Here is a 25,150-nt window from a genome sequence, read left to right on the forward strand (position 1 = left end):
AATATGACGTGTAACGACTTTAATACGATCCTCATAAGTCCATTTATTATTTAATCCGCCTTTGGGTCTTCCCATCATTAATACCTCCGTTTTATCTCTGATTTTATTATTACACAAAAAAAGTAGATAAGTCTTTTTTACTTGTCTACTTTTAGTTTACTACTCCACGATTACGTGGATCTTTTTTTGATTATTCATGTGTTTTAAGAAAACAATCTTCTAAATGATCATCTACCATGCCTACAGCTTGCATGAGGGCATAAATTGTCGTTGGACCGACAAACTTAAATCCCAGTTTCTTCAAATCTTTACTCATTTGAACGGAAAGGGGTGTGGATGCAGGAACTTCGGACATATCTTGGTAATGATTGATGATTGGTTTGTAATCAACATAACGCCATAAAAACTTTGCCAAACTATCATGTTCCTCTGTGAGTTTATAATACGCGTGTGCATTGGATATGACTGCCTGAATTTTAAGACGGTGACGGATAATATTCGGATTTAAAACAAGACGTTCTACATCCTCTTCGGTAAAACGGATCAGTCGTGCTGGTTCGAAATTCGCAAAAGCTTCGCGCATCCCCTCACGTTTCGCAATAATCGTCGTCCAACTTAAACCACTTTGCATCCCTTCTAAAATCAACATTTCAAATAAATAGCGATCATCTTCAGACTTACGACCCCATTCTGTATCGTGATACATCATTTCCAAGGGATTACGATTCGCCCACTCGCAGCGTTGTTTTTCCATAAAGACTCCTTTTTCTTTTATTATACCGAAGTTGCCTCAAAAGTGTGTTAATTTGATATTCAAATCGGGAATATTTGTTAGAAAACAACAGTTTTCACAAGGTTTATATCTTTTAAGAAAAAAGAACGAAAAAATTGTTTCTGTCATAACAATTACTTATTGGTTGATAAACCAAATAAAGACCCTTGTGATATAATTATCTAAATTACACAAGGAGAATCCTCATGAATATTAGTTTTTTTCGTGCATTTGTGGATGTCGCAAAATATAAAAGTATCACACGCGCCGCTGAACTTGCGAATATCTCTCAACCCGCATTAAGTCAACAAATCAAAGCAATGGAAACCCATCTTGACTGTACCTTGTTTGAACGGACCCACAAAGGGGTGGTTCTAACCGAAGAGGGCGAAGTCATTTTAAAATATGCAACACGACTCATTTCCTGTCACGATAAAATGATTAAAGAAGTTGAGAACCTAAAACATGATAAAAATCATCGCATTAACATCATGGCGACACCAATTGTATATGCTTATGCCCTTCCTTGCACCATCCACAGTATTAAAGAAAATTTTGAATCCTATGATTTAGAAATGAAAGCCGCATCCAGTATTGAAATTGAAAATCAAATTGTAGAGGGGAAAGCAGATATCGGATTTATTATTGGAACGCCCCTTGATGAATCACTTTATTGTCGGCCTTTAATTAAAGACCCGTACTATCTTGTTGCCAGTACCGAATTGGATGTCCCTGACGCTTTGACCGTTGAAGCGCTTTACCAATATCAAGTCTTGATGTTGAAGAAGTCCCAGAAATGCCGCCAATTACTCAGCCAACAACTTGAGAAATGTCATGTTGATGAGTCAAGATTACGCATCCCTTATGAATTGGATACTACTGAATCCATTAAGACCTCCACGGTACGTGGATTTGGCCTTGCATTCTTACCTTATATGTCCATCAAAAAAGAAGTCTATAACAAACAACTCAAAATAATCAAACTCGAAGGGTTTGAGTTTATGTCAGAATATCATCTTATCCGAAAAAACATTACGGATGACTCAATGGAAGAACACTTAGAAATTATGCGTTATATTGAAGATCAAGTTGATGCGACGAAATGTTAGAAAAAAAGCAGATTCATTCTGCTTTTTTTGTATTTAAGGTTATCGATAAGGATCAACATATGTTTCCACATTATACTCATGTTCTGATAACGTTTCCGCAAAATAAACATCATGATGCTTCATATCACCAACAAAATAATAATACTGGTGTCTTTCCGGTTCCATTGCAGCTAAGAGGGCATTTTGAGATGGATTCATAACCGGACCAATAGGAAGTCCTAAATGTTGATATGTATTAAATTTAGAATCAATATCTGTATTGGATTCACATTGTTGCCAAGTTTCATATTCATACAATGCATAACAGACGGTAACACTGGATTGCAAGGGCATTTCCGATTGGAGTCGATTATAAAATACACCGGAGACCCGTTTCATATCATCAAAATTTTCGGTTTCAAAATTAATAATTGAAGCCAATGTATAGATTTCATGGATGCTGAGTTTTTGAGATTCAAACAAAGCTTTATGTTCTTGGTAAAACGCAAGGGTTTGGTCTAAAAGTCTTCGCGTAACCGCATCGACGGTTGTTTGCGTAAAGAAACGATAGGTTTCAGGGGTAAAATACCCTTCCAAACCAACATTTAACGATGGGTTAAATACAGCTTCAGTTAAAAACGGATAGTCCTTACTTAGGGATTTTAAGTACACTGGATCACTCCACGACGCTAAAATATCATCTGATTTAAGGTTGGTAATGCTCCCAATTTTAAACGCAAAATCTTTAGCCCAATCATTGGGAAGAAATGTGATATCAACTTCCCGTCCAACTTTATTTTCCGGATTGGTTAATTGATTTGCAAGTTCCTCATAGGTTGATGAACGATCTAAAAAATAATTTCCTGGTTTAATGGTTTGCGTTGTGGATCGTTGAATCGTTTTTTTGAAGAATTTTTTTGATCGTACAATCCCTTGTCCTTCAAGACGCTCAGCAATGGTATCCAAGGTATCATCAGCTGTAACCAGAAACACAATCACATCCGATTCAGACGTCGCTGGCTTTCGCAACGTATCGTGACTCATTTTAATACGTGCTCCACCTCTAACAAATACAATAAAAAGCAGCATCATGAATGCTGCGAGATAAACATAACGCTGTTTCTTCTCTAAATCTTTCATAGAACCCCTCAAGATTTTGATGGCGGATGATTATTGTTTTGCGGTAATCGTAATTTCCCAAACACCAGGTATTACCTCATCAGGGCTGTAACGAAACCCTTGCGCATCACAATAAACACCAACGGCAGATAAAGTACAATGATGATCTGTAACCAATAAAACAGACTCTCCAGAACATAAGGCATCATATTCTTTTTGAAGTAATAGCATTGGATAAGGACAAATTTCGCCTAAACAATCAATCCGTTTCATATCATCATCTCCTTTTTTGTTTATAGTACAAACAGTTATCCGACTTGTCAATGTAAAACGAATTATTCGACAAAAACACAGGCTGATTTATTCAAAAAGTGCGAAAAAAACACTGCGTTGTCCGACACAGTGTTTTAGGATGATTCAATCAATTGCAAAGAATGGATAAACTCTGCATTGGGAATGATTGAATAGAGGTTGAACATAAAGAGCATCAATACACGACATAAATCAACCGCCGATTTATGTGCAAGGGGATGTGTTTGATGGTAACGTTTTATGCTCATTATTATTATTTGAGAAGGTGTTTTAATCTATTATAATTAATTAAACGTCCTTCCCTACTCCTAGTTTACGCAATCACCCCTCTTAAAGTCGCAATATGTCATGAAATACATAGTTTATGGTACTAATGCACAAAAATAAATCATAAGAATGAAATCTTGTGTATGATGGTGTCAAGGAGGATTGAATATGATCTACGACCATATTAGCAATGCCCATTTATACTTAGGAATTAATGAAAACCTGGATACAATCTTGATGGATATCCAGACTTCGCTTTTAGACCCCTCTACAACACTCATTAAAAACTTCATTCATTTTGAAACAGGAATTGAAGCAGAAAAATCATATGAATTGCATCGCATTTATTATGATGTGCATGTTGTGTTAGAGGGAAATGAGTTTTTTAAAATGACGCATAAAGACAATCTTGTCCATCAAACAAACTATGATGAAGCGCATGATATCTTATTTGGAGATTGTGAACCGCATCAAGTGGAAGGCATCTTAAAACCCAATACGTTTGTGATTTTCTTTGAACATGAAGCACATAAAGTGGGCTATGATCTTACGGGGAACAACCCCATCTCTAAAATTGTCTATAAAGTTCGAATTTAACTGCTTCGGCAGTTTTTCGCTTTCATAGACTTGCACGATGAATCTTGTTATTATAGAGAAAATTGGAGGCGTTATGACTACACTAAAACAACGATACCTTTGGATCGATAATTTCAAAGGAATACTTATTCTAATGGTCGTTTTTGGTCATGGGCTTGAATTTTTACGTCATGATCTTAAAAGTCTTCAATTCATCTACAACCTTATTTACATGGTTCATATGCCTGCTTTTGTATTTATTTCAGGGTATTTGTCGAAGAATATTGAGAAAGGCCGAAATGATGCTTTTCGGACTTTTTTTATCCCCTTTTTTATTTTCAATACCCTTTGGGCTATATTAAAATTGCTCCCGCTTGGCATTCAAACCACGGATGGGATTCCAATTTTTAGTTTTTTAACACCCGGGTGGGCAATGTGGTTTTTGCTGGCAATGTTTATCTGGAAATTGCTCCTCCCCTCGTTGCTTCATATTAAAGATATATTTGCGCTGAGTTTGTTTATTGGCGTTTTAGGAGGGCTTTTCACTGAATTTGGTGACTACCTCACGTTATCTCGTATTCTCGTCTTCTTGCCCTATTTTCTTGCCGGATATTTCACAACACATCAAACCATTGCGGATATCCAATCGCAAACCAAACACTATCCAGTTCTTATCTTTGCAATAGTTATCCTTGCGGCATACCTCTATACATTTGTTCTTAACTTACCGTCCGAATTTCTATGGGGTGATCGATCATATCATGAACTCTTTACTACAATGGGTTACCCCATTCTCTTAGCAATCATCCGTTACGGTCTTGGGTTTATGGGGATTTATGTTTTATTAAATCGCGTTCCAGACCATCAAACACGATTGAATCGATTCGGAAAAAATTCGTTAAACATCTACATGTTTCATACCTATCTCTTGATTTTGATGGCTCCAATAACCTTTAACCTTGAGAATCGAGCCATAAGGCTGATATTAGTATTAAGTTGGTGTGGTGTTATTGTTTACATGCTTTCAAGTAAACCAATGGTTTCTGCCTATGATCGGTTTATAGGCTATATTTATCGACGCCTCTTTCGCAACCAAACATAACAAAAAAAAGAACACCTACAATGTAGGTGTTTTATTTAATATTTGGCGCGCCCGACAGAAGTCGAATCCATAACCTCTTGAGCCGTAATCAAGTGCTCTATCCAGTTGAGCTACGGGCGCATCATCTTTTCAACATAATCCCTGTTGATGTTTCCTATTATACGCTAGCTTCTGGGAATATGCAATGCTCAAATATAAAAAATCCCAAATTAGCAAATATACAAATTATCAGTATGCAAATATCGTGATTTTCATGGGTCAAATAGCAAGAAAGTGCTATTGATCCTTTGGCTCTACCGATCCAATATATTCCATATCAATGTGTTCGATACCGTCTTCAACGACAACAGGCCCCATTGGTTTGAATCCACGTTTTTCATAAAAATTTTGAAGCGATGCAATCGCATGAATGTATATTGGTTTATCTTTTAACGTTGTCTTAATTGTGTCGATTAAAGTTTGAACTAAAAGCGACCCCAGGGCTTGATTACGAAGGGCTGGCAAGATTAAAACACGGCCAAAGGTATTGAAGTCACCGGCGTCATAAACACGACCATAACCGACTAAAACGCCTTCATCATCCCGTACAAACACATGAAGTGCCGTTAAATCAAAATCATCAATTTCCTGATACGCACATTCCTGTTCAACCACAAAAATATCAATACGCAAGCGATACATCTCAAACAATTCTTCTTTCGTTAAATCATGAAACCATTTCTTTTCAATATTCATTCTACCCCTCCTTCTTAACTTAATCTTACATGATCATCGTGAAATTTAGATTAAAATCCTCAATCCATCCCATAAAAAAACACCCTTAATTAAGGGTGTTTTAAAATTACGCTACTGATTTTCGTTTTTTTTCTTTTTATTCATAAGCATTAAGACAAATCCTAGAACAACAAGGCCACTTGCAAGAAGTACGGGTGTACTCTCGACTGCAATACCTGTTGATGGAAGGGATGAACCCTTGGATTCTGAATGCGTTCCGTTCTCAGAACCGTTACTTGATCCTTGATTGGAACCGTTATTCGATCCATTGCCATTACTGCTATCAACCGTAATATTTAAGTTGACATTCTTGCTCATGGTTTTCATAAGTCCAAATGTCATTGGATCTTTTACGGATGTTTCTTCATCAATAAAGTCACCATCAATCGCGTATGTTAACTCAATATCATAGTTACCGGGTGCAAGTTTCTCAACATCAATTGATCGGTAATCAACTTCTGCTAATTCTGCTTCTTCACCGGTATCCAGATTGATCAGTTTTCCTTCAGCACGGTTGATAATTTCTTTTTCAAGCGTACCGTTTGCTTTAAATGTCTTGAATTCGGTCATTGTCATGTTTAAATCATGACCTACAACTTCATAACGTGCGGATACACGACCTAATACCGTGACCTGAACACCCTTCGCTTCAAAGACAAAGTTATGGTATCCAGCGGTTTGAGGTAGTTCGCCAACAAGTTTAATATCTTGAACATCAACTGCATTTCCCGCAGCATCAAATGCAGTAACACCTGCTGCGATACGCACGGAATCTTGTGTCATATGCTTCATTTTAATTTCAAAGTTGTTTGCGTAAATTGAACCGGTTCCAGGAACAACAGTACCGTTGTTGTAAAGCGTTGCTACTACACTCAGTGTCGACGTTTTTCCGAGGTCACTTGTTGCTTCGAAAGTAACTGTATGGTTACCCAATGACTGTGGAAGGTCTGTAAGTACCGTAATATCTGTAATCGGTGTGATTTGCGTTGGATTTGATACATCAAATGCTTCAACTCCTGAATTTGCAATCAGTGCTTCCGTAGATACATCATCAAGCAACATTGAGAAATCATGAGCATTCATAGCAATCTTATTCACATTATCAATCACATCGAAGACATGGGCAACGACCGTAATCTGTGTCCCCTTCAACGTCGTAAATGTAATGTTATGATCACCAATTGTTGTTGGTAAATCTGAAACGGTAATGGTATCTAGATCTAACGGAAGTGCTGGATTGACACTAATATCGTAGGCTTCTAAACCGGATAATTGTTTTACATTAATCTCATTCACATAAGATAATTGAATTACGAAGTCATCGGCGTTCATTGCTTCTTTATTTTCTATATTTACAGAGCTGTAAACATGAGCCGTAACTTCTTTTGACGTACCTTGATCCGTTTCAAATTTTACAGTGTAATCACCCGTACCGGTAATCGCATGCGTTACTTTTGTAATCTCAATTTCTTTAGGTTTTCCACCCAATACGGTGAATGCTTTGGCTTGCGCATGCTCAATAAGATTTTTATCATTGACATCCTCAAGTTGAATATCGAAGTCATGAGCATTTATGGCTTCCTGAGTGTTTGGATCAATCTCATCAAAAATATGAGCAACAACATCATAGGAAGTTCCTGCATCCGTTGTGAATGTGACCGTATAATCGCCAATTTGATTGATGTTTGTTACGGTGATGCCTTCATAAGCAAGTGCATATCCCGTAATCGCAACACTTTTTTCTGGATTGGTAGCGTAGCTGAAGGCTACCGCTTCCGCTGCAAGTTTTAATTGTGTTAAATCTGCTGTCTTAGCGTCATCCAATTTCATACTGAAGTCATGAGCATTCATGGATTCATTTGTATTTGGATCAAATTTATCAACTACATTGACGGTAATGGTCTCAACATTTGAACCCAATCCCGCTTTATCGATAACTTGAATTTGGAATTGGTAGCGACCAATTTCATTCCCTTTTACCGACCCAAAGTCGATTGTAGTTTCTTCAATTCCTGTCATATCACCATTATCGGTAAAACTTGGATTGATTTCTTGTTTAAGGTCCGCATAGGTTAAACCATCGGTCTTTTCAAGCACTACCACATTCTTAGCGATTGTTAAGATTGGTGCAGTTGTATCCTTTACCGTTACTTTAACGGTTACAGATTTTGTATTGCCTGCACCATCTGTTGCAGTGATTGTGACGTTTACACCAATTGCATTTGGTGTCTTTTGGTCAACGACAATGGTATCAAAGTCTGATGACACGGTAACATTACCACTGTTATCTGTTGCATTCACATTCACAAGCCCAAGGAATGCACTTTCGTTTAGATCGGCATCGCTTGAGTTTAAGACTAAGCTTGACTCCGCTGTAATTTCTGGTTTCACATCATCCACCAAGGTTACTGATACAGGGAATACTTGTGTATTGTTTGAAGCGTCTGTAGCTTTAAGTGTCACAACAACACTTCCGGGTTTTGACTGAATTGCTTGCGTTAGCTTGATGTCAAAGTCAGATGTTGTTGTTACAGTCCCAAGTGAGTTATCCGTAACACGATATTGAATTAGTGCTAAGAACTCTGCTTCTGTTAGCGGCTTGGAGTTGTTGATGTTTACCGCATTTAACGTTTCAGATCCAATGGTTGGAGCCAATGTATCAACCGTTGTAAATTTGATTGTTTGTTTGACTTCATTGTCATCTCGATCTTTTACCGAGTATTCTACATTTTGTATTGCACCCAATACTGATGTATCAAGTGTAGATGGTGTAATCACAACATTAGAAGGATCAATAGGACCATCTTCATTATCCGTAACACTCGCAATATAATCACTAAGATTTACCGATGTGTTAATTTCCACATCCGCCACGAGTTTTTGAAGCGTTAAGACTGGAGGGGTATTGCTTGTAACAGTAACTTGAATCGTATCACTTGCGGTATTACCGTAAATATCAGTAACCGTTACAGTGATATCTGCAGTTCCTACAGCTTGCCCAGTAACACGACCGGTTGATGATACAATTGCCACACTTTCCTTACTTGAAGTAAAGGTCATTGATTCTTTAATTGAATTAAAGAAATCTGGTGTAATGGTTGTAGCAAGATCAATTTCTTTTTTCGCTTTAACAGTTTCAGATGATTTATCAAATTTAACCGTTAATTGCGTGAGGTCGTAGTCAATAACACCGACTGTAATTTGTCCAGATTGTGTTGATGTTGGATCAATAGACGATACACGACCAGCGTTTGGTCCTTTCACATCGACATCAGAATCTTTCATGCCATCATTACCTTGGCCTTTTAGTGTAAACATTTGATTACTTCCTAATACACCATTGAAGTTTACTTGGTAATCACCATTTCCTAAATCACCAAAAGCATACGTTCCATCTGCATTCGTGTTCATCGTTTTCACGGAAACATAGGCTCCGTTTGTATCTTTTTTCAAGAGTTCTACGGGTTTGCTTCCAAGTCCAACTTCTGAACCGTCCATGATACCATTCTTGTTTGCATCAAGGAATACAAGACCTTTAATTTCTCCAATTTCTAAATTAGCACCAACACGTGATCCGGATGACCACCCAACAGTTCCTGCATCAAATGAGTAGAATGGCATAAAGTCATTAATTTTACCCAATTTGCCAATTGCGGTTGCAGGTGTTTCATCCACAACATAGTCCATCACAAGCACGGCACGTTCTCCACTTTCAACCGATCCACTTGTATTTTCGAGTCGAATCATGGTTGTATTGGGGTTAAAGGATGTACCGTAGGCTGCACCTAAATAATTAGCTTCTGTTGTTGCATCGGTAGAGTATGTAAGTTTATAACTTGAACCTTTTTCAATCGAAATGTCAGCACCATTCTTATCGTAAATTTCAATTTTTGGTACTGCATTCAGTTTCATATTCCATGCGAATGGTGTCGATTGGAAGTTCTTTCCGAAATCATTACCCTCTTTTGGTACTGGAATATATACTGCGAATCCATTGATTGGAACATTTTTATTGTTTAATAAATCAACGGTATAGGTCGCTTCTGTACCTGGTGTAAATGAAACTGCTGTTTCCGGTTTCGTGATATCAAATGAAGGACGACGAATATCTCCTTTAGGTTGGATATACGTATCAATAATTAACTCTTCACGCGGAATAATATTTAATTGGGTAGCTTTCGCGGGCATAATGCGTTCTGTTACGTCGTTATCATTATTGATATCGTCAGTATCCGCAACAGATCCAGGTTGCCCGGAAACATTTGAAACGGTCCAATTTTTATCCAATTTCCAGAATCCTGCTTTATTTAGCTCATAAATACCACCAGATTTAATATTGGTGTTTAAGTTAAAACGAACATAAGGTAATACTGGTAAATAACTGTCTTTATAGTTTGCACCAAAGACGCCTGAGAATTGTACTCTTAATGCACGTTGTCCTGTAGCATTAATTGTGTAAATCTCTGAAGTGTAATCAGAACTTCCTATCGCTTTATTTGATGTCCACACTTTAAATGTGCTCATATCAATTTGTGTATTTTCTGGGATGATAAAGAAGAATTCTGGATCAATTATACCAAATGAGTTGGCACCATTATCGTAGTAATATTGCTCTGATAGGTTAAATTGTAACGTTGTAGTGTCTCCCGCATTCACAACTTTACCGTCGTTGTTTGGAAGCATACGTACATGTGGCTTCGCAATTCGACTTACGACTTGAGTTTCTGAAACGACAGACTCTAAATCTTCGGTTCCATCTGCAAGGCGTGCAAATACTTTTACAGTAACATTACCGGAAGCAGCACCATCTTTTAGACGTCCAATGATATTTCCATATTTGCTATTTGAAAGATAGTCAGCAGATCGATATGCTTTTGGAATATCATTCATCTCAAATACAACGCGTGTAAAGTACTCATCCGCTTGGAGACCCAGGATTGTTTGGCTTACACCAGTCATACCTGCAGAGTTCAAGCCTACAATTTGACTTTTATTCGCTTCTCGAAGCGAAGTGTTCTTATTGGTAACATAGAATACCTTTTTAACATTTTTAACGCCACCTGGAGCTAAAGCTGCTTTAACTTCTAAATTCGCATCAAAATCTAATTGAATAATTTGATTTGTTTTGACTGTTGTATTGTCGTTTAAAATTGAGTAACGAACAAGACTGTTACTAAAGTCTTCGTGTTGATTCACAAAAGGTGTTTTATCTGTTCGCAATGTTAATTTATTTGGAACTGTTTCAGGATCAATAATGTTTAGTGAAGCTTTAGGGACATCTTTATCCGTAACCTTAATGACAGCGCCATCGTAGGTATTTATTTCGAAATATGACTGATCCGAAGCATAGTAAAATCCTTCAGCTAAATGACCATATTTTAAAGGTACAGTAAATAGCTGTGAAGTTGAACTGGATAGATTATCTGCTGATAAAACAATTTTTCCGATTGAATCATCTTTAGATACAACTGTTTGAGTAAGTTGTGTGTCATCAATTGTCGTTCCAATTGGATAATACATGGTAGTTGTAATGTTTTTTACAGCAAAGCGTGTTTGATTAAAACGACCATCACGACTTACACGAGGATTCCCCATTATCAATGTGTCTGTATCACCTTTTGATACGGTAGCATGAAAGTTTGAAGACGGCGCACGCAAGAGGTAAGAAACCTTTTCTACGGTTGTATGAGAAAATGATTTCATATCTGCAAGATCGCCATTTTTAAATGCTTCTACTTTAATCGCATCGGTAAATGTTTTGGGTCCATAGTAAATTTTTTCATCTACTTTAACGGTAATCATACGTTCTAACTCAACAATTTGAGTTGTATCGCTGACTTTATAGACAATTTGCCCATTATAGGATTCGTAATACGTTGGTTCTAATTTTTGTGATTCTGTAATAACACCATCTACCAGTGTACCATTCATCGAATATTCTGGAGTACCACTTTCTGGTGATCCTTTAACGGGATAGGAAACGACTTCCATTCCTTCAGGAACGTTAATTCGAATCTCTTTACCGGTTGAGTTATTGTCCTTGAAATCAACCTTTACATTAATCTGATGTTGTTCTCCCGCTTTCCATTCAACAGAAGGATCATAGTCCACAACTTCTAAGGTAATATCCGCATCACCCAATGCATCCACCGAAACTTCAGGTGCCTTAACATCCTCCGTTTGTGTTAAGGGTGCTTCAGAATTGGTTTCTGGCTCTACTTCTGTGATTTCATCAACATTTACACTAAATGTAAGTGTTTCTTCACGGTTAATTGCTCCCGCATCATCTTGAGCTTCCTTGACCTCTTTTGAATACGTTAACTCAAATTCATAGTCATCATTTTCTGAAATTTTAATTTCATACTCATCCTCTGAATCATTGCGTAGCGAAAGTTCCTCTTTCTCCACACCTTCTTTTTTTGAGTTTTTTGATAAGTGAGAAATCTCCTTTGGAGTATCTTTCTTCTTATCTTCGAGTTTGATTTTTAAATCTACTGTAAGATCCGTAGGGTTTAGTTTCTTATCAACGACCACTTTATAGTCGTCATTTCCCAAATCTGCATCCATCGCAAATGTTGGGGCCATTCCAAATGATGACATCATGAGAACTGCTGATAAGAATGCTACTAAATTTTTCTTAAATCCCGCCATATCTTTTCCTCCTTCTGACACACCGCAGTGCGCTTATGTATGAATCTTAAAAGAGAATGAACGCGTTAAGCTGGATATGTCACAAACAAAACTATATTTGTCATGAATAAAAACGGGATTTATGTAGATAGTGAAGATGAAAAGCGTTCGTGAACAAGATTGTGAAACAGCCTTAAATCCTTTAATAAGTGGGTTTGTGTTCTTTCGTATATGAATCATGTTCACATAACCATCTCATTAATCTACACAAATTGTTCACAATGATTTACGTTTTAATGGATAAATTCCATGAAATAATTCATAAATTTAATTTTTATTACATGTATACGTATTTCGAGAACATCAAGACCTTCATATTCTTTAAAAACAGTAAAATTAAATCATAAAAAAGAGGTGACATTTATGAAAAAAATACTATTTGTAGAAGATGATGTTGAGTATTCAAACTTTATCACTGAACAACTTTTAAAAGTACCCTATGAGGTCGATTGTGTCTATAGCGGGATTGACGCCATGGAACACTTAGCGTTAAACCAATATGATTTATTGCTTACGGATCTAGAGTTAGATGTATTAGATGGATTGCGCTTGGTAGATTCTGCACGGAAAATGGCACCAGGAACCCGTTCCATTATTCTGACAGGAAAACCAAGCAATCACACTGAACTTGAATCCTTGAAACTTCATGCTGATCTCTACATTGAGAAATCAAAAAGCTTAAAAGTGATTCTACACTATATCGCCAATATTTTGGAACGCGAAAGTTTACCAATCACACACATTAAGTTTCTTTCTTCAAGTGTTGAGAATATCATGATGGACCTAAGAAACCGTACGGTATATAAAGAAAATGTATCTTATAAGTTAACGCCTACAGAGTTCAATCTACTTGAATATTTCTTGAATCATAAAAACACATTGGTTATGCGTGAAGATTTATTGCGCGCTGTATGGGCTGAAGAACCGACAGCTGACAATATCCGAAAGGTTGATGTTCATCTTAAAAATTTAAGAACTAAAATGGGAATCTTTTCGATTGTTTCAGTAAGAGGGGCTGGATATAAGTGGAATGAAGGCTCCTAAACGAAGTACGTGGGTCGGGGTTGTTTTAACACTTGCCTATGCCGTGCTCATCGTTGTATACATTCTTAATCTTGTGAATTTCCCTCAACGCTATCAAGAGGAAGAAAAGAATACCGTTCACCAAATGGAACAACGTATTAGTGAGTCGGTCAATGAGTATGCATTAACCAAACAAGCTTCATTTGATGAACTTGTGGAAAACTATCCCCTCGATTTACTTGTGTTTGAAGGTGATCAAATGATCTATCATTCTTCTGAAGTGTTAAATGAAGCAAACTTCTTTGGCGTGGTCTCGTCAAAAGCAGTCCTTTATGAATCTAAGGGTTCCTTGAGTGCTTATGATTCTACATATCGTTTTTGGGTGCGCATGTATAACTTCCCTGATGATGCCTACTTGATCCCCTTTCTTTCGAAACAAGTGTCCGTCCTAGGGGCTTCGTTTGTGGTGATGACAATTGGTTATTTCTTCATAATGTATTCACTGTTTAAGCCACTTCACTACGCAAAAAAATCGCTTGCGTCCCTTCAAAATTATGATTTTGATGCGATTAAACCACGCGATGATGTTATTAACCAAACATTATCCAATGTTTCTACTCAAATACATCATGCCATGACCGCTGCATCGCATCGTTATACCGATTTTGAGAAAGATTTAGAGATTGGTCGTCAACGTCTAAACAATACGTTACTCGTGTCCAAATCGTTTGTTCATGACCTTAAAACACCGATTCACCAACAAATTATGATGAATGAATTGGTGGTGGATGGTATTGATGAATCCAATACACCATTGGATGTCGCAGAAATGAACATTAAGCAAAGCCAAAAAATTATGGAACGAATCAATGAAATCCTAACAGTCTTAAATCAAGATAACCTGACTTTGGAACATAACTTATCTGAATTTGACTTGGTATCCCTAACCTACGATACGTTACGTTACTTTGGTCAACATTTCGCGAAACGTAATCTTATGATTGATTTGGATTCTCCGGATACACTTGTGATTGAATCCAATAAAGTCATCCTTCAACTTTTAATTCACAATTTAATGTCGAATATTGGAAATTATGCTACGGATAATTCAACGGTTTCAATTGGCTTGACCCTTGAAGATGAAACGGTCATCATGACCTATCGTAATCAAACCTTACCTGCCAATCTTGAACACATGAAGAAATCAGAATTTTTATTTAATGTATTAACCGATGAAGCACACCAATACAGCAGTGGCAATGGGCTTTTCTTAATTAAAGATCTCAGTTATCTTGCCAACGGCACTTACACCCTTCATACAGAAGATGGTGCTGTACTTATAACGATTACCCTACCTTTGAAAGGTGGAACAAATCATGCGTAAAATCGGAGTGATTTTGGGATGTATGGTTTTGATTGTAATGCAATTTACACCCTTATTCGCAACTTATGAAAGTGTCAATCTTGATGAAATCGATGCCCCAGGTACATACCTTGTACGGCTCCAATTCCATGATCATGAAGGTCGATCTTATTGGAAACGTGTGCAGATGACGATCACGGCGGATGATCTTAAAACCATGGATTTAAAAACGCTTCAATCTGAACCAATCACTTCTAAAACCGAACGAATTGAAGCCTTTGACCTTAAGATACCGGCAGGCAGTTTAGAACGTCTAACAGACCTCCGTTTAATTGAACTGGCCAAAGCACATGCTTGGATTCTAGAAACACAGCTTGAAGTCCCCATCACCTCTGTCATTAAAGAATATGGGGATGGTTCTGATACGGTCCTCTTTAAGACAGCACTTGGCACACAAAAGCGTGTCCAAGTATTTCCGAAATCGTTAAGCAATCCAACATGGACCCCTTCACATCCATCCCATACTTCCGGACGTTATGATGAAGGATTTCAATCAATCATGTTTACACACATCAAAACAACACTTCTAATCCTGCTTTTACTCCCGATTATTGTAATTTCATTTATGTATTTGTATACGAAGAAGCAATTGAAAGAAGTCGATGTCATTCTCTATAAAAAAGATCAGAATACCTTCTGATCTTTTCTTATACCTTAAATTCATTCACCTTGACTACACCACTCAATGTATCAATTGTCACCCATTCCAATCCTTCATCGATAAGTCGACAAACAATCCCTTTTTCAAGTTCATACATTCGATTGGATTTACGATCAATCAAAACCATACGCAATCCTTTTCGGGTTTTCTTGTACCCTACAATAATTGCTTCATTATGAGCAATTGGAAATAAATCTTCATATTGTGATGGAAAGGTTTGTTGGTTTAGAACACGATATTGATTCAACCATACTGAAATCCCTTCACGCATTCCTAATAACCATTCTGAATCATTAACGGATGCGATATTATAATAGATATTCGCATCATGCTTTAATAAATTTTGGTCATCCAACTGATACTCAAAGACCCCTTTAAAACAACGGGTTCGATTCATTTTACTGCAATAACCAAAAAGGAAATTATCGCCAAATCTGCGCATCATCCCTGCCCCAGAAACGACCTTAAACGTTGATCGTGTGAGAAGGTTAAAGCGATAGATGTTGGGACATGACACAGAATCTGTTTGTCCTGAAAAGTAAAGCGTATGATTGTGAAGAATTGCTTGATCCAAGAGTTCCAAGCATCCATCCAAATAGGGCGTGACAAAGTCAATCGTATTTGAATCCATGCGATAGATTAAATAACAATCATCACCATGACTATTCTCATAAGCATAATCGACACGAAAGACACAGCGATGATCTGTTGCATCTAAATATTTAATTTTCGCAATCTTCTGACTTAAGAAAATATCATTTTTAGTTCCCGTTTTAAAATCGAACCGAACCAGACGCGTTCGATGCTTATGCATATCGACAGCACAATAGAAAAGATATGAATGTGTCGCCGTAAGCAATTCAATATTCTCCGAAATGGGTTCATTTAAATCATAATATTCACTCCGTATTTGAGGATTTAAAGTCTCTTCTTTCTCGACGTTTGGAAATTCATCCATAATTTTTAGATTTACATTCCAGTCATTTAAAACTTTTTCTACGGTTTCTTTTGAATGATTAAAATTATTTTGAAAAGATTGATGGAGGCAAGTTTGGGGAAGGATAATATGAATATCTTTGAGGGCACTCTCTAAGGTTTCATAACCACCCCATGGTTCGTGATGGTAATAGTTTAAGTCATCCACACACAAGTCAAACATACGATTGGTACCAATCACGTCAAAAAGTTGTGGCATGGATGCCTTTCCCATTCCCATCTCCTGTGTTTTATGATACGTCTCATCCGGTGTCGATAAGATTAATTTATAAAATGTGTAACCTTGACTCAATGTCCACGCATAAAATCCATCCAGAACCGTTTGTTCGGTTGAACCATTCACAATCGAGCACACTAAAGTAGGCCAAAGACTTTTTTCTAAGATTCGGACATACGTATAAAAATAATCGGTAAACCCTTGATAGTCTGATGCCGGCATTTTTTGTGTTGTCTTTTCTAAGAGAAAATAGAACAACGCATCATCCTTTTGACTTTGTTGGCGGACCGTATCCATGATTGTCCAAAAATTTACTTGATTCATAAAAATACCTCATTTCACCGTTTCATCACAAATAATATAAGCGATTTCGAGAAAATGGATGGAACTATGTTATCTAAGTGAACAAATTTGTCATCAAAATTAAAAAAAATAGCCTTTTAGGCTATTTTATGGGTGTTGTGCGATCATCAAGCCAGTCAATACTATCTTGCATGACTTCCATACCATTAGGCTCATCGTATAAAACGTGCCTCATGTGTGGATAAATTTTGAGTTGCTTATCCTTCGACTTAATTGAATCGTAAAACGTTTCCGAGATATCTTTGGGAACCGTCGGATCTGCTTCCCCTTGTGCAATAAAGGTTGGGTAGCGATAGGCATCAAATTGAGACATTATTGTCTCTGCGCCATCAAGGAAGACGGTCTTCGCAAAGCGTACTGTAAAATAGGAAAGCTTGAGTGGATTTTTACTGGTAAACGCATAATCACGTTCAAGTGCTTCTTTTTTAACGGGATTATTTAATTCCAGAGAATCCCCTGAAAACTTTACCAACAGATCATCCGCAAGCTTATTCATTACTTTAAGTGCCAGTTTATTCGGACCGCGTACGGCACTGACATAGCCTACTGCAGGACCTAAAAAGACTTGTCCACTTAAACTATTAGGATACTGGACCCCATACAAGGCGGAAATCAAGCCTCCCATACTGAAACCAAGTGTAAAAATGGGACGATGAATATTTTCACGCGTCGCCAAGCGTATGATTGTATGGAGGTCTTTAACGTACGTCTGAAATGAATCAATATCACCACGCTCAGACTTCGTCTTACCATGCCCTCTCATATCATAGCGATAGACCGAATAATTATGGTCATTTAATAATCGGGCATAAACATCATAATCACCCGAATGATTCGTAAATCCATGACACATCACCACAACCCCACGGGGTTTGGGTACGGTGTTTTTAATATAAAATAACGAAGCATCCTGACTCACTTTTAAATAATCATACATTTTTATACCTCACATTCTCTAAAACATCATACCACGACACGCCCTAATCATCATCTTCATTAAACGCTTCAAGAAAATGGTGTGATGTTTCATCATCAAAATACGAAATTACCTTGTTTAAATTTACCTGCTCAACACTTCGGAAAATATTTGCCTCAATAAAAGGATTAATCTTCTTATATTCTTGAATCCATGACTTAATTTCTTTGCGCTTACTCTTTGACTCATGATTGAAGCTATGCTCTGTAAAGCGACAGGCGCATTGAAGAAAGGTGAGTCCCGTATAATGAACCCAACGTAAAATCGCTGCTTCACGGACCAAATAAAGCGGTCTGATTAATTCAATATGTGGATGACTTGTGGACTTTAGACGGGGCATCATCGTTCCAACCTGACCCCCATAAAACATATTCATCAGAATTGTCTCAATCACATCATCATAGTGATGTCCGAGTGCAATTTTATTACATCCTAAAGACTCCGCAAATTCATAAAGATGTCCGCGACGCATCCGTGCACACAAATAGCAGGGATTCTTTTCAATTGTATCCACATAATCAAAAATCTTAGCGTCAAAGATTGTGACATCCAAACCCAGTAAATCTGCATTTTTCTTTATTTGTTCACGATTAAAAGGTGCATAGCCGGGATCCATCACCAAATACTTAACCGTAAATGGAACCTTGGAATGTTGAACGAGAATACTAAAGCATAATGCCATGAGCATGCTGTCCTTACCTCCTGAAATACATACGCCAATACAATCCCCTTCTTGAATTAAATCATAGTTCGAGATTCCCTTCATAAATGGTGTCCAAATCTCTTTACGATACGTTTTTAAAATGATATTTTGATGCGTCATAACCGCTACTCCTTTTGCTTGTAATCAAATCCTAACATAAACTCAAAACGTCACGCAATAAAAAACCAAGCTGTCGCAATACAGCGACCCTTGGTTCTTAGGATGTTTTACGTTGTTTCTCCACATTGGCCCGTAACTGTCCACATGCAGCATCAATTTCACTTCCCTTTTCACGTCGAATGGTACATTGAATTCCATTACGTTTGAGGTAATCATAAAATTTCGCAGCTTGCTCAGGCTTTGTTTGACGGAATGGATTTTCATCCACTTCGTTATAAGGGATGAGGTTGACATATGCATTCATACCTCGGATTAGTTGTACTAATTCCTTGGCATGTTCTAATTGATCATTCACGTTATCAATTAGAATGTACTCAAACGTCAAACGGCGATTGCTTTGATCTTGATAATATTTTAAAGCTGAAAACAACTTTTCAAGATTAAACATCTTATTGACCGGCATAATCTCAGACCGAAGGGTATCGTTAGGCGCATGAAGCGAAATCGCAAGGTTTACCTGTGTTTTCTCATCTGCGAATTTTCGAATCACTGGAGCAACACCGGAAGTTGAAACCGTAATGTGTCGAGCACCAATGCCCAAACCATGATCATGATTTACAATCCGAAGGAAACGCATGATATTATCATAATTATCAAACGGTTCCCCAATTCCCATGACGACAATATGACTGACACGCTTGTCTTGTTCATCCAAATGACGTTGTACAAACATAATTTGGTTGACCACCTCAGCTGTAGTCAAATTTCGCTTTTTCTTTAAGAGACCGGATGCACAGAACTTACAGCCCATTGCGCAGCCCACCTGCGACGTTACACAAACACTATATCCATAGTCATGTTTCATCATTACCGTCTCAATAAGCGCCCCATCATGACACTCAAGCAAAAATTTAGTCGTTTCATCTGAAGCGACTTGTTTCATAACAACATTTAACGTATCCAAGACAAAATCTTGTTTTAATTTTTCTCGTAAAGCAATGCTTAAATCACTCATCTCATCAAACGAATTTACACGTTTTTGATAGAGCCATTGAAAAAGTTGTTTTGCGCGAAAACGTTTCTCCCCATACGACTCAAAGAGATCGCCCATTTCATTTAAATCATATTCATAGATTGATTTCATATTTATCACCGTATCAAGTCTAGCACGGGTAACTGAAACTTCATAGTTCCATATTGCATAATTTACACTTTTTTTCACAAATTAGTTCAATCTAGAATCATATAAAACAATCTTGTGAGAATTGTTAAGGTTCTTAGCAAAATCACAAATAAAAAAACTTCCGATTTGAAATTTCTATCCGGAAGTTTCTGTTAAACTTTACCTGATCAACTCAGGGATGAATTACTACCAATTATTCTATTAGTAAAGAGTCTAGATATTCTAAATTTTGTCCAAAACACGCGACAATAATTTTCCTAGCAACAATGAAATCGGTACGAAGAGCAGTGAAAACAAAAAGATTTGTGGTCGTGTCGATACTGGAACCTTTATTACATTTAAAAGTATATTCCTCAAAATAATATGAGCGACATAGACTTCCAAGGTTATTGCTCCGATTTTACCTAGAAAAATATAAGTTTTGCTTCCTGTTAAATATTGAATAATTATTACAAATAATATCGTAAATGAAAAACCCTGTATTCCCAGTTCATATCTCCTAATTAACGGCATATAATAATTAACGAATGGTATTTTTGATAACAAAAAATTCATAGGTCCGTAAAGAATTACAACCAACAATGCCCCAAAAATTAACTTTTCTGATATCTGTTTATTTTCGAATACTAGATCACCTAAAGAAGCACCGATGAAAAATATTGGAATTCGCGATAACAGAATTTCATAATAAGTGTAACTATCCATATTAACAGTCATAAAGATTATCATTAATCCTGTATATAAGGTAATTCCAAGATAGATATAGCTCTTCTTATTCTTTTGAATTAATCTATATAATATCGGGTAAACCAAATAACATATGGCAATAACTAAAAGAAACCAAAATGTGCTAACATTTTTATTCATGAAGAATAATTGCTTGATTAGTTCTTCAATACTATAGTTATTTGTTGCTTTCATTAAGATAAAAAAAGGTAGACAGACTAGCATATAAATTTTAACCAAACGATTAAATCTTTTCTTATAAAAATCTTTTGTAGATTGTTTTGGATGTTTTTTCATCGAATAATAGAGCGAAATTCCAGAGAGAAGAAGAAATATGTCTACTCCCATATTTCCTCGTTTAATGAAATTGATTACAACCCAATTATATGTAATATATTTACTAAAAGATTCCCAAATATGAAAGAGGACAATCCAAATAATTGTAAATCCATAGATTTGACTTCTATACTGACTAAGTGTCCCCCAAGTCAATATTTTCTTATCAGTATTCATCGTTTTCCTCAGTATTCATCGTTTCGCTTATAGATAACAATAAACGAGAATACGCTTCCTTAACATCAACCTTAGGATTCCATCCAAGTTTTTTAATTTTTTCATTATTTAAGATCATTTTATTTACGGGTGCAAACATTTGAGTCTCATCGATATCGAAAATGACTTCATTATCATTTCCATGTGTCTTGATTAACCATTCTGCAATATCCTTTATGGTCATTTCATAAGATTCCCCTGATGCATTATATGTTTCGCCGCTTTCTCCATCGGTTAGAAGAATGAGAATTGCTTTTATCGCATCACTTAGATAACAAAAATTAATAATCGTCTCTCCTGTACTCTTTAAGACAATATCTTTCCTATTTAAAATACAATCGCAGAAATATTTAAAAACACGATTCTCATTTTCAGTAACACCTGCACCAAATGTTTGAGCTAATCTCAATGATGTTACATTTGTACTATACTCTTGGGTATATGAGTAAGCTAAAAGTTCCGTAAGTCTCTTCGCTTCCGGATATGAACTTCGAACGGAGTTTAGTGGAATTACACCCAAATGATCCTCAGAAACACTGTCACTTTCAATCGTTCCATAACTTTCCATTGAAGAAACATTAACAGTACTTTTTACAGATGTTTTGCTTGCATATTTTAAAACATTCATTGTACCTGAAACGATTGATTCAATCGTTTCAACTGGATTGTTAACAAAAAAAGAAGATTTAGTAGGTGCTGCAGTATGTACAATATAATCAACTTTGATATTAGTAAAATCTGCATTTTCTACAGAAGATTCAATATATCGAATTTCATCCGAGTTTTTGTATTTTTGTAATTGTCGTCTTGATCGTTCAATATCACGAACCAATAAATAAATAGTTATATTGGATCCGTATAATTCGTTTCTTAATAAGAGCATTTTGGTCATCATACTTCCAATCAGACCTGTCCCTCCAGTAATTAGAAAAGTCCTGTTTTCGAATTGATTCCATTTTATTTCTTCTGAATCTAAAATTTCCATTAAATCTGAATATTCTACACTTTTCATAATATCTCCCCTATCCTCTATGAATTTGACTAATTTTTACAATCGGTTTTGTGATTAAGCTCCCACTATAAATGTGGGTTAATTACTCATCCTAGTGTACTTATTATATCTAAGTGTTAATGCCCAATCAACTAAATACAAAAGCTTTACAGATTCTCAAGTCATGTTCACAAATAACGATAAAAAAAACCAACACATTCTATACGAATGTGTTGGTTTTGAAAATTACTTTTAAGCTAGTTGATTTTTTGATTCGCCTTTTTCGATAAATTCTTGAAGGTTTTCATATGAATATTCAACCATGTTACTTACGGCTTCATCTGTGTATGAACCAACATGTGGTGTTACAAGTACACGTGGATAAAGATTATTCAAACGTGTTTGTAATTCATCAAATGCTTCTCCAGATAAATCTTTATTGAAGTATTTTGTTTCATTCGCAAGAACATCCGCTGCAAATCCTTGGATTTTACCAGATTCAACTGCATCAAGAATATCATTAATGTTTTGAAGTTCTCCACGTGAAGTATTTACAACAATAACGCCATCTTTCATTTGAGCAATTTTCTCTGCATTCAAGAATTCATCATTTGAACCCTTAAAGTAAGGCATATGCATTGAGATGATGTCAGACTCTTTTAATAGTGTTTCAAGATCTACTTGAGTACATGTTTCGCCAAGGTAGTCTTTTTCAACAACATCGTACCCGATAACATTCGCACCAACGCCTTTGAAAATTGTAGCTGCGGTAAATCCGATTTTACCTAAACCAATAATCCCAACCGTTGATTTACGAATTTCTTTACTAAACATAAAGTCATCAATTTTAAAGTTTCCTTTATGAGTGTTGTTTGCTGTGTACTGAGTATGACGTGCAAGTGTTAATGAAAGTGTTAATGCTAATTCAGCAATCGCATTGGGTGAATAGAATGGTACATATGCAACTTTCAAGCCAAATTCTTTAGCGGCTTCTAAATCAATATGGTTATATCCTACTGTACGTGTTAACACATACTTAACGCCATAATTTTTATAGATTTCTAAATTTTGGCGATTTCCTGGGCAATTACCGCGAAGCATTACTGCTTCACAACCTTCTGCCATATGAACTGTTTCGTCATTTAGCATTTTTTCTGTTAAGACTAAGTCAAAATTAAATTTTTCATTTAATTCCACAAAGAATTGTTTTTCTACTGGTCGAACACCGTAGCATAATAGTTTCATTTTAAATCTCCTTTTTTTGATTCTTAGATAATTCCTACGCCATGTAATGCTGTAAGAATTACTAACCATAAAATGATTGCAACAATCGATAATACTGTAGCAACAAGTGATGCGTTTGACGAGAATAATGCTTCTTTATCAAAGTTAATTGCATAACTTACTGCAACGGTTGCAGGTGGAGTTGCCAACATGATAATAACACCAGTGATTGCAACATAGTCTAATGGTAAGAAACCAATTTGTTTGAAGATGATCATAATCACAAGCATAATTGCAGGAACAATTACCAATTTACCAATTGAGTAAATCCATACGTTAGCGTCTTTAGTTGCATCTTTAAGTGAGATTTTTGCTAAAGTCATACCGATTGCTAACCATGCAAGTGGTGATGATAATGATGATAAGTAACCAACAGCATTCATAAACCATGGAAGTGTAGCATCTAAACGTAAGAATGCAACGGTCTTCGCAGTTTCACCAGCGCCTACTGTAACTTGTGGTAAGCTTGCTTGGAACATCCAAATTAAGAATCCTAAGAATGTTGCAATAATGATTGGATTAAGAACAATTTGTTTTAAGTTTTTCTTCTCGAATTTTAGACCTGAGAATAAGATGTAGCCATATGAGTATAAGAATACACGGTATGCTACGTTAAATAAGTTTGCGTAAAGTGCGCCTTCATTTCCTAAGAAAGCTGAAATAATAGGAATACCGAAGAATGTTGTCGATCCGAAAATTGTAAGTCCACGCATTGCATCAAGTTTATCACCTTTATATTTAGCTGTATAAGCTAATGTGATAAGAATTAAAAGTACATATGCAACAAAACCAAAGATGAATGAGTTTAAACCAACAGTAAAGGTTTCAGGTTTAATATCTGTCATAAATGCTTTAAATGCTAATGCTGGTAACGCAACATTAAGCAAGACTGCAGTTAATGCTTTTGATGCATCATCTGTAACTTTATTTGTTTTCTTTAGGTAGTAACCTAAAAGGATGATTGATATTGTTGAGAATATCGCACCTAGAAATGCCTGATCAGACAGGACTTGTTTTATAATATCCATTAATTTCTCCTCCGTTAATTGATATTTCAAAAAGCACATTTGCTTCCTTAGCGCTTCTTGGTATAAACATAATACTCCCATAACGTTGCCTTATGGTGTGATAACGAAAAGTATTATAGACTTTTTGCGTCAATTATCACATATTTAAACCATATTTACCTAACTATGTGAATTATATGCTGTTTTTTAACAAATTAATCGTGG

General features: G+C 36.3%; 20 protein-coding genes and 1 tRNA gene. 6 read left to right on the forward strand and 15 right to left on the reverse strand.

What is annotated here, in order from left to right:
* Nucleotides 1-190: 190 nt before the first annotated feature.
* Complete coding sequence (locus EPJ90_RS07510) at nt 191-754, reverse strand: DNA-3-methyladenine glycosylase I (protein WP_125164049.1); 564 nt, start codon at nt 752-754, stop codon at nt 191-193.
* Between the two features lie 224 nt (nt 755-978).
* Here EPJ90_RS07510 and EPJ90_RS07515 point away from each other — a divergent pair, with 224 nt between their 5' ends.
* Entirely contained in the window at nt 979-1,881 is a 903-nt protein-coding gene (locus tag EPJ90_RS07515) for a LysR family transcriptional regulator (RefSeq protein ID WP_125164048.1), read from the forward strand.
* Between the two features lie 39 nt (nt 1,882-1,920).
* Here EPJ90_RS07515 and mltG read toward each other — a convergent pair whose 3' ends face one another.
* From mltG to EPJ90_RS07530, 3 genes are all read right to left on the reverse strand, one after another.
* Nucleotides 1,921-3,000: an endolytic transglycosylase MltG gene (gene mltG, locus EPJ90_RS07520; RefSeq protein ID WP_200542901.1), complete on the reverse strand. Its 1,080-nt coding sequence runs from the start codon at nt 2,998-3,000 to the stop codon at nt 1,921-1,923.
* 30 nt (nt 3,001-3,030) lie between these two features.
* Nucleotides 3,031-3,252, reverse strand: coding sequence for a sulfurtransferase TusA family protein (locus EPJ90_RS07525; protein ID WP_125164046.1), 222 nt, complete (start codon nt 3,250-3,252; stop codon nt 3,031-3,033).
* Nucleotides 3,253-3,386: 134 nt separating this feature from the next.
* Nucleotides 3,387-3,539 (reverse strand): hypothetical protein, encoded by a 153-nt coding sequence (locus EPJ90_RS07530; protein WP_200542902.1) that lies wholly within the window; start codon nt 3,537-3,539, stop codon nt 3,387-3,389.
* Nucleotides 3,540-3,726: 187 nt separating this feature from the next.
* Here EPJ90_RS07530 and EPJ90_RS07535 point away from each other — a divergent pair, with 187 nt between their 5' ends.
* Both EPJ90_RS07535 and EPJ90_RS07540 read left to right on the forward strand, forming a co-directional pair.
* Nucleotides 3,727-4,155 (forward strand): YhcH/YjgK/YiaL family protein, encoded by a 429-nt coding sequence (locus EPJ90_RS07535; protein WP_200542903.1) that lies wholly within the window; start codon nt 3,727-3,729, stop codon nt 4,153-4,155.
* A 73-nt stretch (nt 4,156-4,228) separates the two neighbouring features.
* Entirely contained in the window at nt 4,229-5,236 is a 1,008-nt protein-coding gene (locus EPJ90_RS07540) for an acyltransferase family protein (protein WP_200542904.1), read from the forward strand.
* A 43-nt stretch (nt 5,237-5,279) separates the two neighbouring features.
* Here the strand turns inward: EPJ90_RS07540 and EPJ90_RS07545 are convergent.
* The 3 genes from EPJ90_RS07545 to EPJ90_RS07555 form a co-directional block, all read right to left on the reverse strand.
* Nucleotides 5,280-5,356 (reverse strand) — tRNA-Arg (locus EPJ90_RS07545).
* Nucleotides 5,357-5,512: 156 nt separating this feature from the next.
* Nucleotides 5,513-5,971 carry a GNAT family N-acetyltransferase gene (locus tag EPJ90_RS07550; RefSeq protein WP_200542905.1) on the reverse strand — a complete coding sequence of 153 codons (459 nt, stop codon included), beginning with the start codon at nt 5,969-5,971 and terminating at the stop codon, nt 5,513-5,515.
* A 111-nt stretch (nt 5,972-6,082) separates the two neighbouring features.
* Nucleotides 6,083-12,661: an SdrD B-like domain-containing protein gene (locus EPJ90_RS07555; RefSeq protein WP_200542906.1), complete on the reverse strand. Its 6,579-nt coding sequence runs from the start codon at nt 12,659-12,661 to the stop codon at nt 6,083-6,085.
* 402 nt (nt 12,662-13,063) lie between these two features.
* On the opposite strand from EPJ90_RS07555, the gene EPJ90_RS07560 reads away from it, so the two are divergent.
* Genes EPJ90_RS07560 through EPJ90_RS07570 form a run of 3 tightly spaced genes read left to right on the forward strand, consistent with a single transcriptional unit; the run spans nt 13,064 to nt 15,786 of the window.
* Entirely contained in the window at nt 13,064-13,744 is a 681-nt protein-coding gene (locus EPJ90_RS07560) for a response regulator transcription factor (RefSeq protein ID WP_125163655.1), read from the forward strand.
* Complete coding sequence (locus tag EPJ90_RS07565; protein WP_200542907.1) at nt 13,731-15,107, forward strand: sensor histidine kinase; 1,377 nt, start codon at nt 13,731-13,733, stop codon at nt 15,105-15,107. Before EPJ90_RS07560 ends, EPJ90_RS07565 begins: the two co-directional genes overlap by 14 nt.
* Entirely contained in the window at nt 15,100-15,786 is a 687-nt protein-coding gene (locus EPJ90_RS07570; protein WP_161637376.1) for a hypothetical protein, read from the forward strand. The genes EPJ90_RS07565 and EPJ90_RS07570 overlap by 8 nt, the downstream gene beginning before the upstream one ends.
* Before the next feature lie 7 nt (nt 15,787-15,793).
* Here the strand turns inward: EPJ90_RS07570 and EPJ90_RS07575 are convergent, their stop codons facing one another.
* The 8 genes from EPJ90_RS07575 to EPJ90_RS07610 form a co-directional block, all read right to left on the reverse strand.
* Nucleotides 15,794-17,344: a DUF4240 domain-containing protein gene (locus EPJ90_RS07575; protein WP_200542908.1), complete on the reverse strand. Its 1,551-nt coding sequence runs from the start codon at nt 17,342-17,344 to the stop codon at nt 15,794-15,796.
* Between the two features lie 121 nt (nt 17,345-17,465).
* Nucleotides 17,466-18,320 carry an alpha/beta hydrolase gene (locus tag EPJ90_RS07580; protein WP_161637379.1) on the reverse strand — a complete coding sequence of 285 codons (855 nt, stop codon included), beginning with the start codon at nt 18,318-18,320 and terminating at the stop codon, nt 17,466-17,468.
* A 43-nt stretch (nt 18,321-18,363) separates the two neighbouring features.
* A complete protein-coding gene (locus tag EPJ90_RS07585; RefSeq protein WP_200542909.1) occupies nt 18,364-19,182 on the reverse strand; it encodes a tRNA 2-thiocytidine biosynthesis TtcA family protein in 819 nt (272 codons plus the stop codon).
* Between the two features lie 97 nt (nt 19,183-19,279).
* The gene (gene rlmN, locus EPJ90_RS07590) at nt 19,280-20,326 is read right to left on the reverse strand and encodes a 23S rRNA (adenine(2503)-C(2))-methyltransferase RlmN (protein ID WP_161637381.1); all 1,047 of its coding nucleotides are present in this window, start codon (nt 20,324-20,326) and stop codon (nt 19,280-19,282) included.
* Nucleotides 20,327-20,587: 261 nt separating this feature from the next.
* On the reverse strand, nt 20,588-21,604 hold the full coding sequence (locus EPJ90_RS07595; RefSeq protein ID WP_200542910.1) for an acyltransferase family protein: 1,017 nt from the start codon (nt 21,602-21,604) through the stop codon (nt 20,588-20,590).
* Entirely contained in the window at nt 21,594-22,655 is a 1,062-nt protein-coding gene (locus EPJ90_RS07600) for an NAD-dependent epimerase/dehydratase family protein (RefSeq protein WP_200542911.1), read from the reverse strand. The genes EPJ90_RS07595 and EPJ90_RS07600 overlap by 11 nt, the downstream gene beginning before the upstream one ends.
* Before the next feature lie 231 nt (nt 22,656-22,886).
* Nucleotides 22,887-23,879, reverse strand: a complete 993-nt coding sequence (locus EPJ90_RS07605; protein ID WP_200542912.1) for a 2-hydroxyacid dehydrogenase — start codon at nt 23,877-23,879, stop codon at nt 22,887-22,889.
* A gap of 23 nt (nt 23,880-23,902) precedes the next feature.
* Nucleotides 23,903-24,946 carry an AEC family transporter gene (locus EPJ90_RS07610; protein ID WP_125163725.1) on the reverse strand — a complete coding sequence of 348 codons (1,044 nt, stop codon included), beginning with the start codon at nt 24,944-24,946 and terminating at the stop codon, nt 23,903-23,905.
* Between the last annotated feature and the right edge of the window lie 204 nt (nt 24,947-25,150).

It is taken from the genome of Erysipelothrix sp. strain 2 (EsS2-7-Brazil), from assembly GCF_016617655.1.
Lineage (GTDB): Bacteria > Bacillota_I > Bacilli_A > Erysipelotrichales > Erysipelotrichaceae > Erysipelothrix > Erysipelothrix piscisicarius.

What these genes read in the sequence shown, in the direction of transcription:
- EPJ90_RS07510 (WP_125164049.1), bottom strand. Translation starts at nt 754, where the DNA reads ATGGAAAAACAACGCTGCGAGTGGGCGAATCGTAATCCCTTGGAAATG.
- EPJ90_RS07515 (WP_125164048.1), top strand. Translation starts at nt 979, where the DNA reads ATGAATATTAGTTTTTTTCGTGCATTTGTGGATGTCGCAAAATATAAA.
- mltG (WP_200542901.1), bottom strand. Translation starts at nt 3,000, where the DNA reads ATGAAAGATTTAGAGAAGAAACAGCGTTATGTTTATCTCGCAGCATTC.
- EPJ90_RS07525 (WP_125164046.1), bottom strand. Translation starts at nt 3,252, where the DNA reads ATGAAACGGATTGATTGTTTAGGCGAAATTTGTCCTTATCCAATGCTA.
- EPJ90_RS07530 (WP_200542902.1), bottom strand. Translation starts at nt 3,539, where the DNA reads ATGAGCATAAAACGTTACCATCAAACACATCCCCTTGCACATAAATCG.
- EPJ90_RS07535 (WP_200542903.1), top strand. Translation starts at nt 3,727, where the DNA reads ATGATCTACGACCATATTAGCAATGCCCATTTATACTTAGGAATTAAT.
- EPJ90_RS07540 (WP_200542904.1), top strand. Translation starts at nt 4,229, where the DNA reads ATGACTACACTAAAACAACGATACCTTTGGATCGATAATTTCAAAGGA.
- EPJ90_RS07550 (WP_200542905.1), bottom strand. Translation starts at nt 5,971, where the DNA reads ATGAATATTGAAAAGAAATGGTTTCATGATTTAACGAAAGAAGAATTG.
- EPJ90_RS07555 (WP_200542906.1), bottom strand. Translation starts at nt 12,661, where the DNA reads ATGGCGGGATTTAAGAAAAATTTAGTAGCATTCTTATCAGCAGTTCTC.
- EPJ90_RS07560 (WP_125163655.1), top strand. Translation starts at nt 13,064, where the DNA reads ATGAAAAAAATACTATTTGTAGAAGATGATGTTGAGTATTCAAACTTT.
- EPJ90_RS07565 (WP_200542907.1), top strand. Translation starts at nt 13,731, where the DNA reads ATGAAGGCTCCTAAACGAAGTACGTGGGTCGGGGTTGTTTTAACACTT.
- EPJ90_RS07570 (WP_161637376.1), top strand. Translation starts at nt 15,100, where the DNA reads ATGCGTAAAATCGGAGTGATTTTGGGATGTATGGTTTTGATTGTAATG.
- EPJ90_RS07575 (WP_200542908.1), bottom strand. Translation starts at nt 17,344, where the DNA reads ATGAATCAAGTAAATTTTTGGACAATCATGGATACGGTCCGCCAACAA.
- EPJ90_RS07580 (WP_161637379.1), bottom strand. Translation starts at nt 18,320, where the DNA reads ATGTATGATTATTTAAAAGTGAGTCAGGATGCTTCGTTATTTTATATT.
- EPJ90_RS07585 (WP_200542909.1), bottom strand. Translation starts at nt 19,182, where the DNA reads ATGACGCATCAAAATATCATTTTAAAAACGTATCGTAAAGAGATTTGG.
- rlmN (WP_161637381.1), bottom strand. Translation starts at nt 20,326, where the DNA reads ATGAAATCAATCTATGAATATGATTTAAATGAAATGGGCGATCTCTTT.
- EPJ90_RS07595 (WP_200542910.1), bottom strand. Translation starts at nt 21,604, where the DNA reads ATGAATACTGATAAGAAAATATTGACTTGGGGGACACTTAGTCAGTAT.
- EPJ90_RS07600 (WP_200542911.1), bottom strand. Translation starts at nt 22,655, where the DNA reads ATGAAAAGTGTAGAATATTCAGATTTAATGGAAATTTTAGATTCAGAA.
- EPJ90_RS07605 (WP_200542912.1), bottom strand. Translation starts at nt 23,879, where the DNA reads ATGAAACTATTATGCTACGGTGTTCGACCAGTAGAAAAACAATTCTTT.
- EPJ90_RS07610 (WP_125163725.1), bottom strand. Translation starts at nt 24,946, where the DNA reads ATGGATATTATAAAACAAGTCCTGTCTGATCAGGCATTTCTAGGTGCG.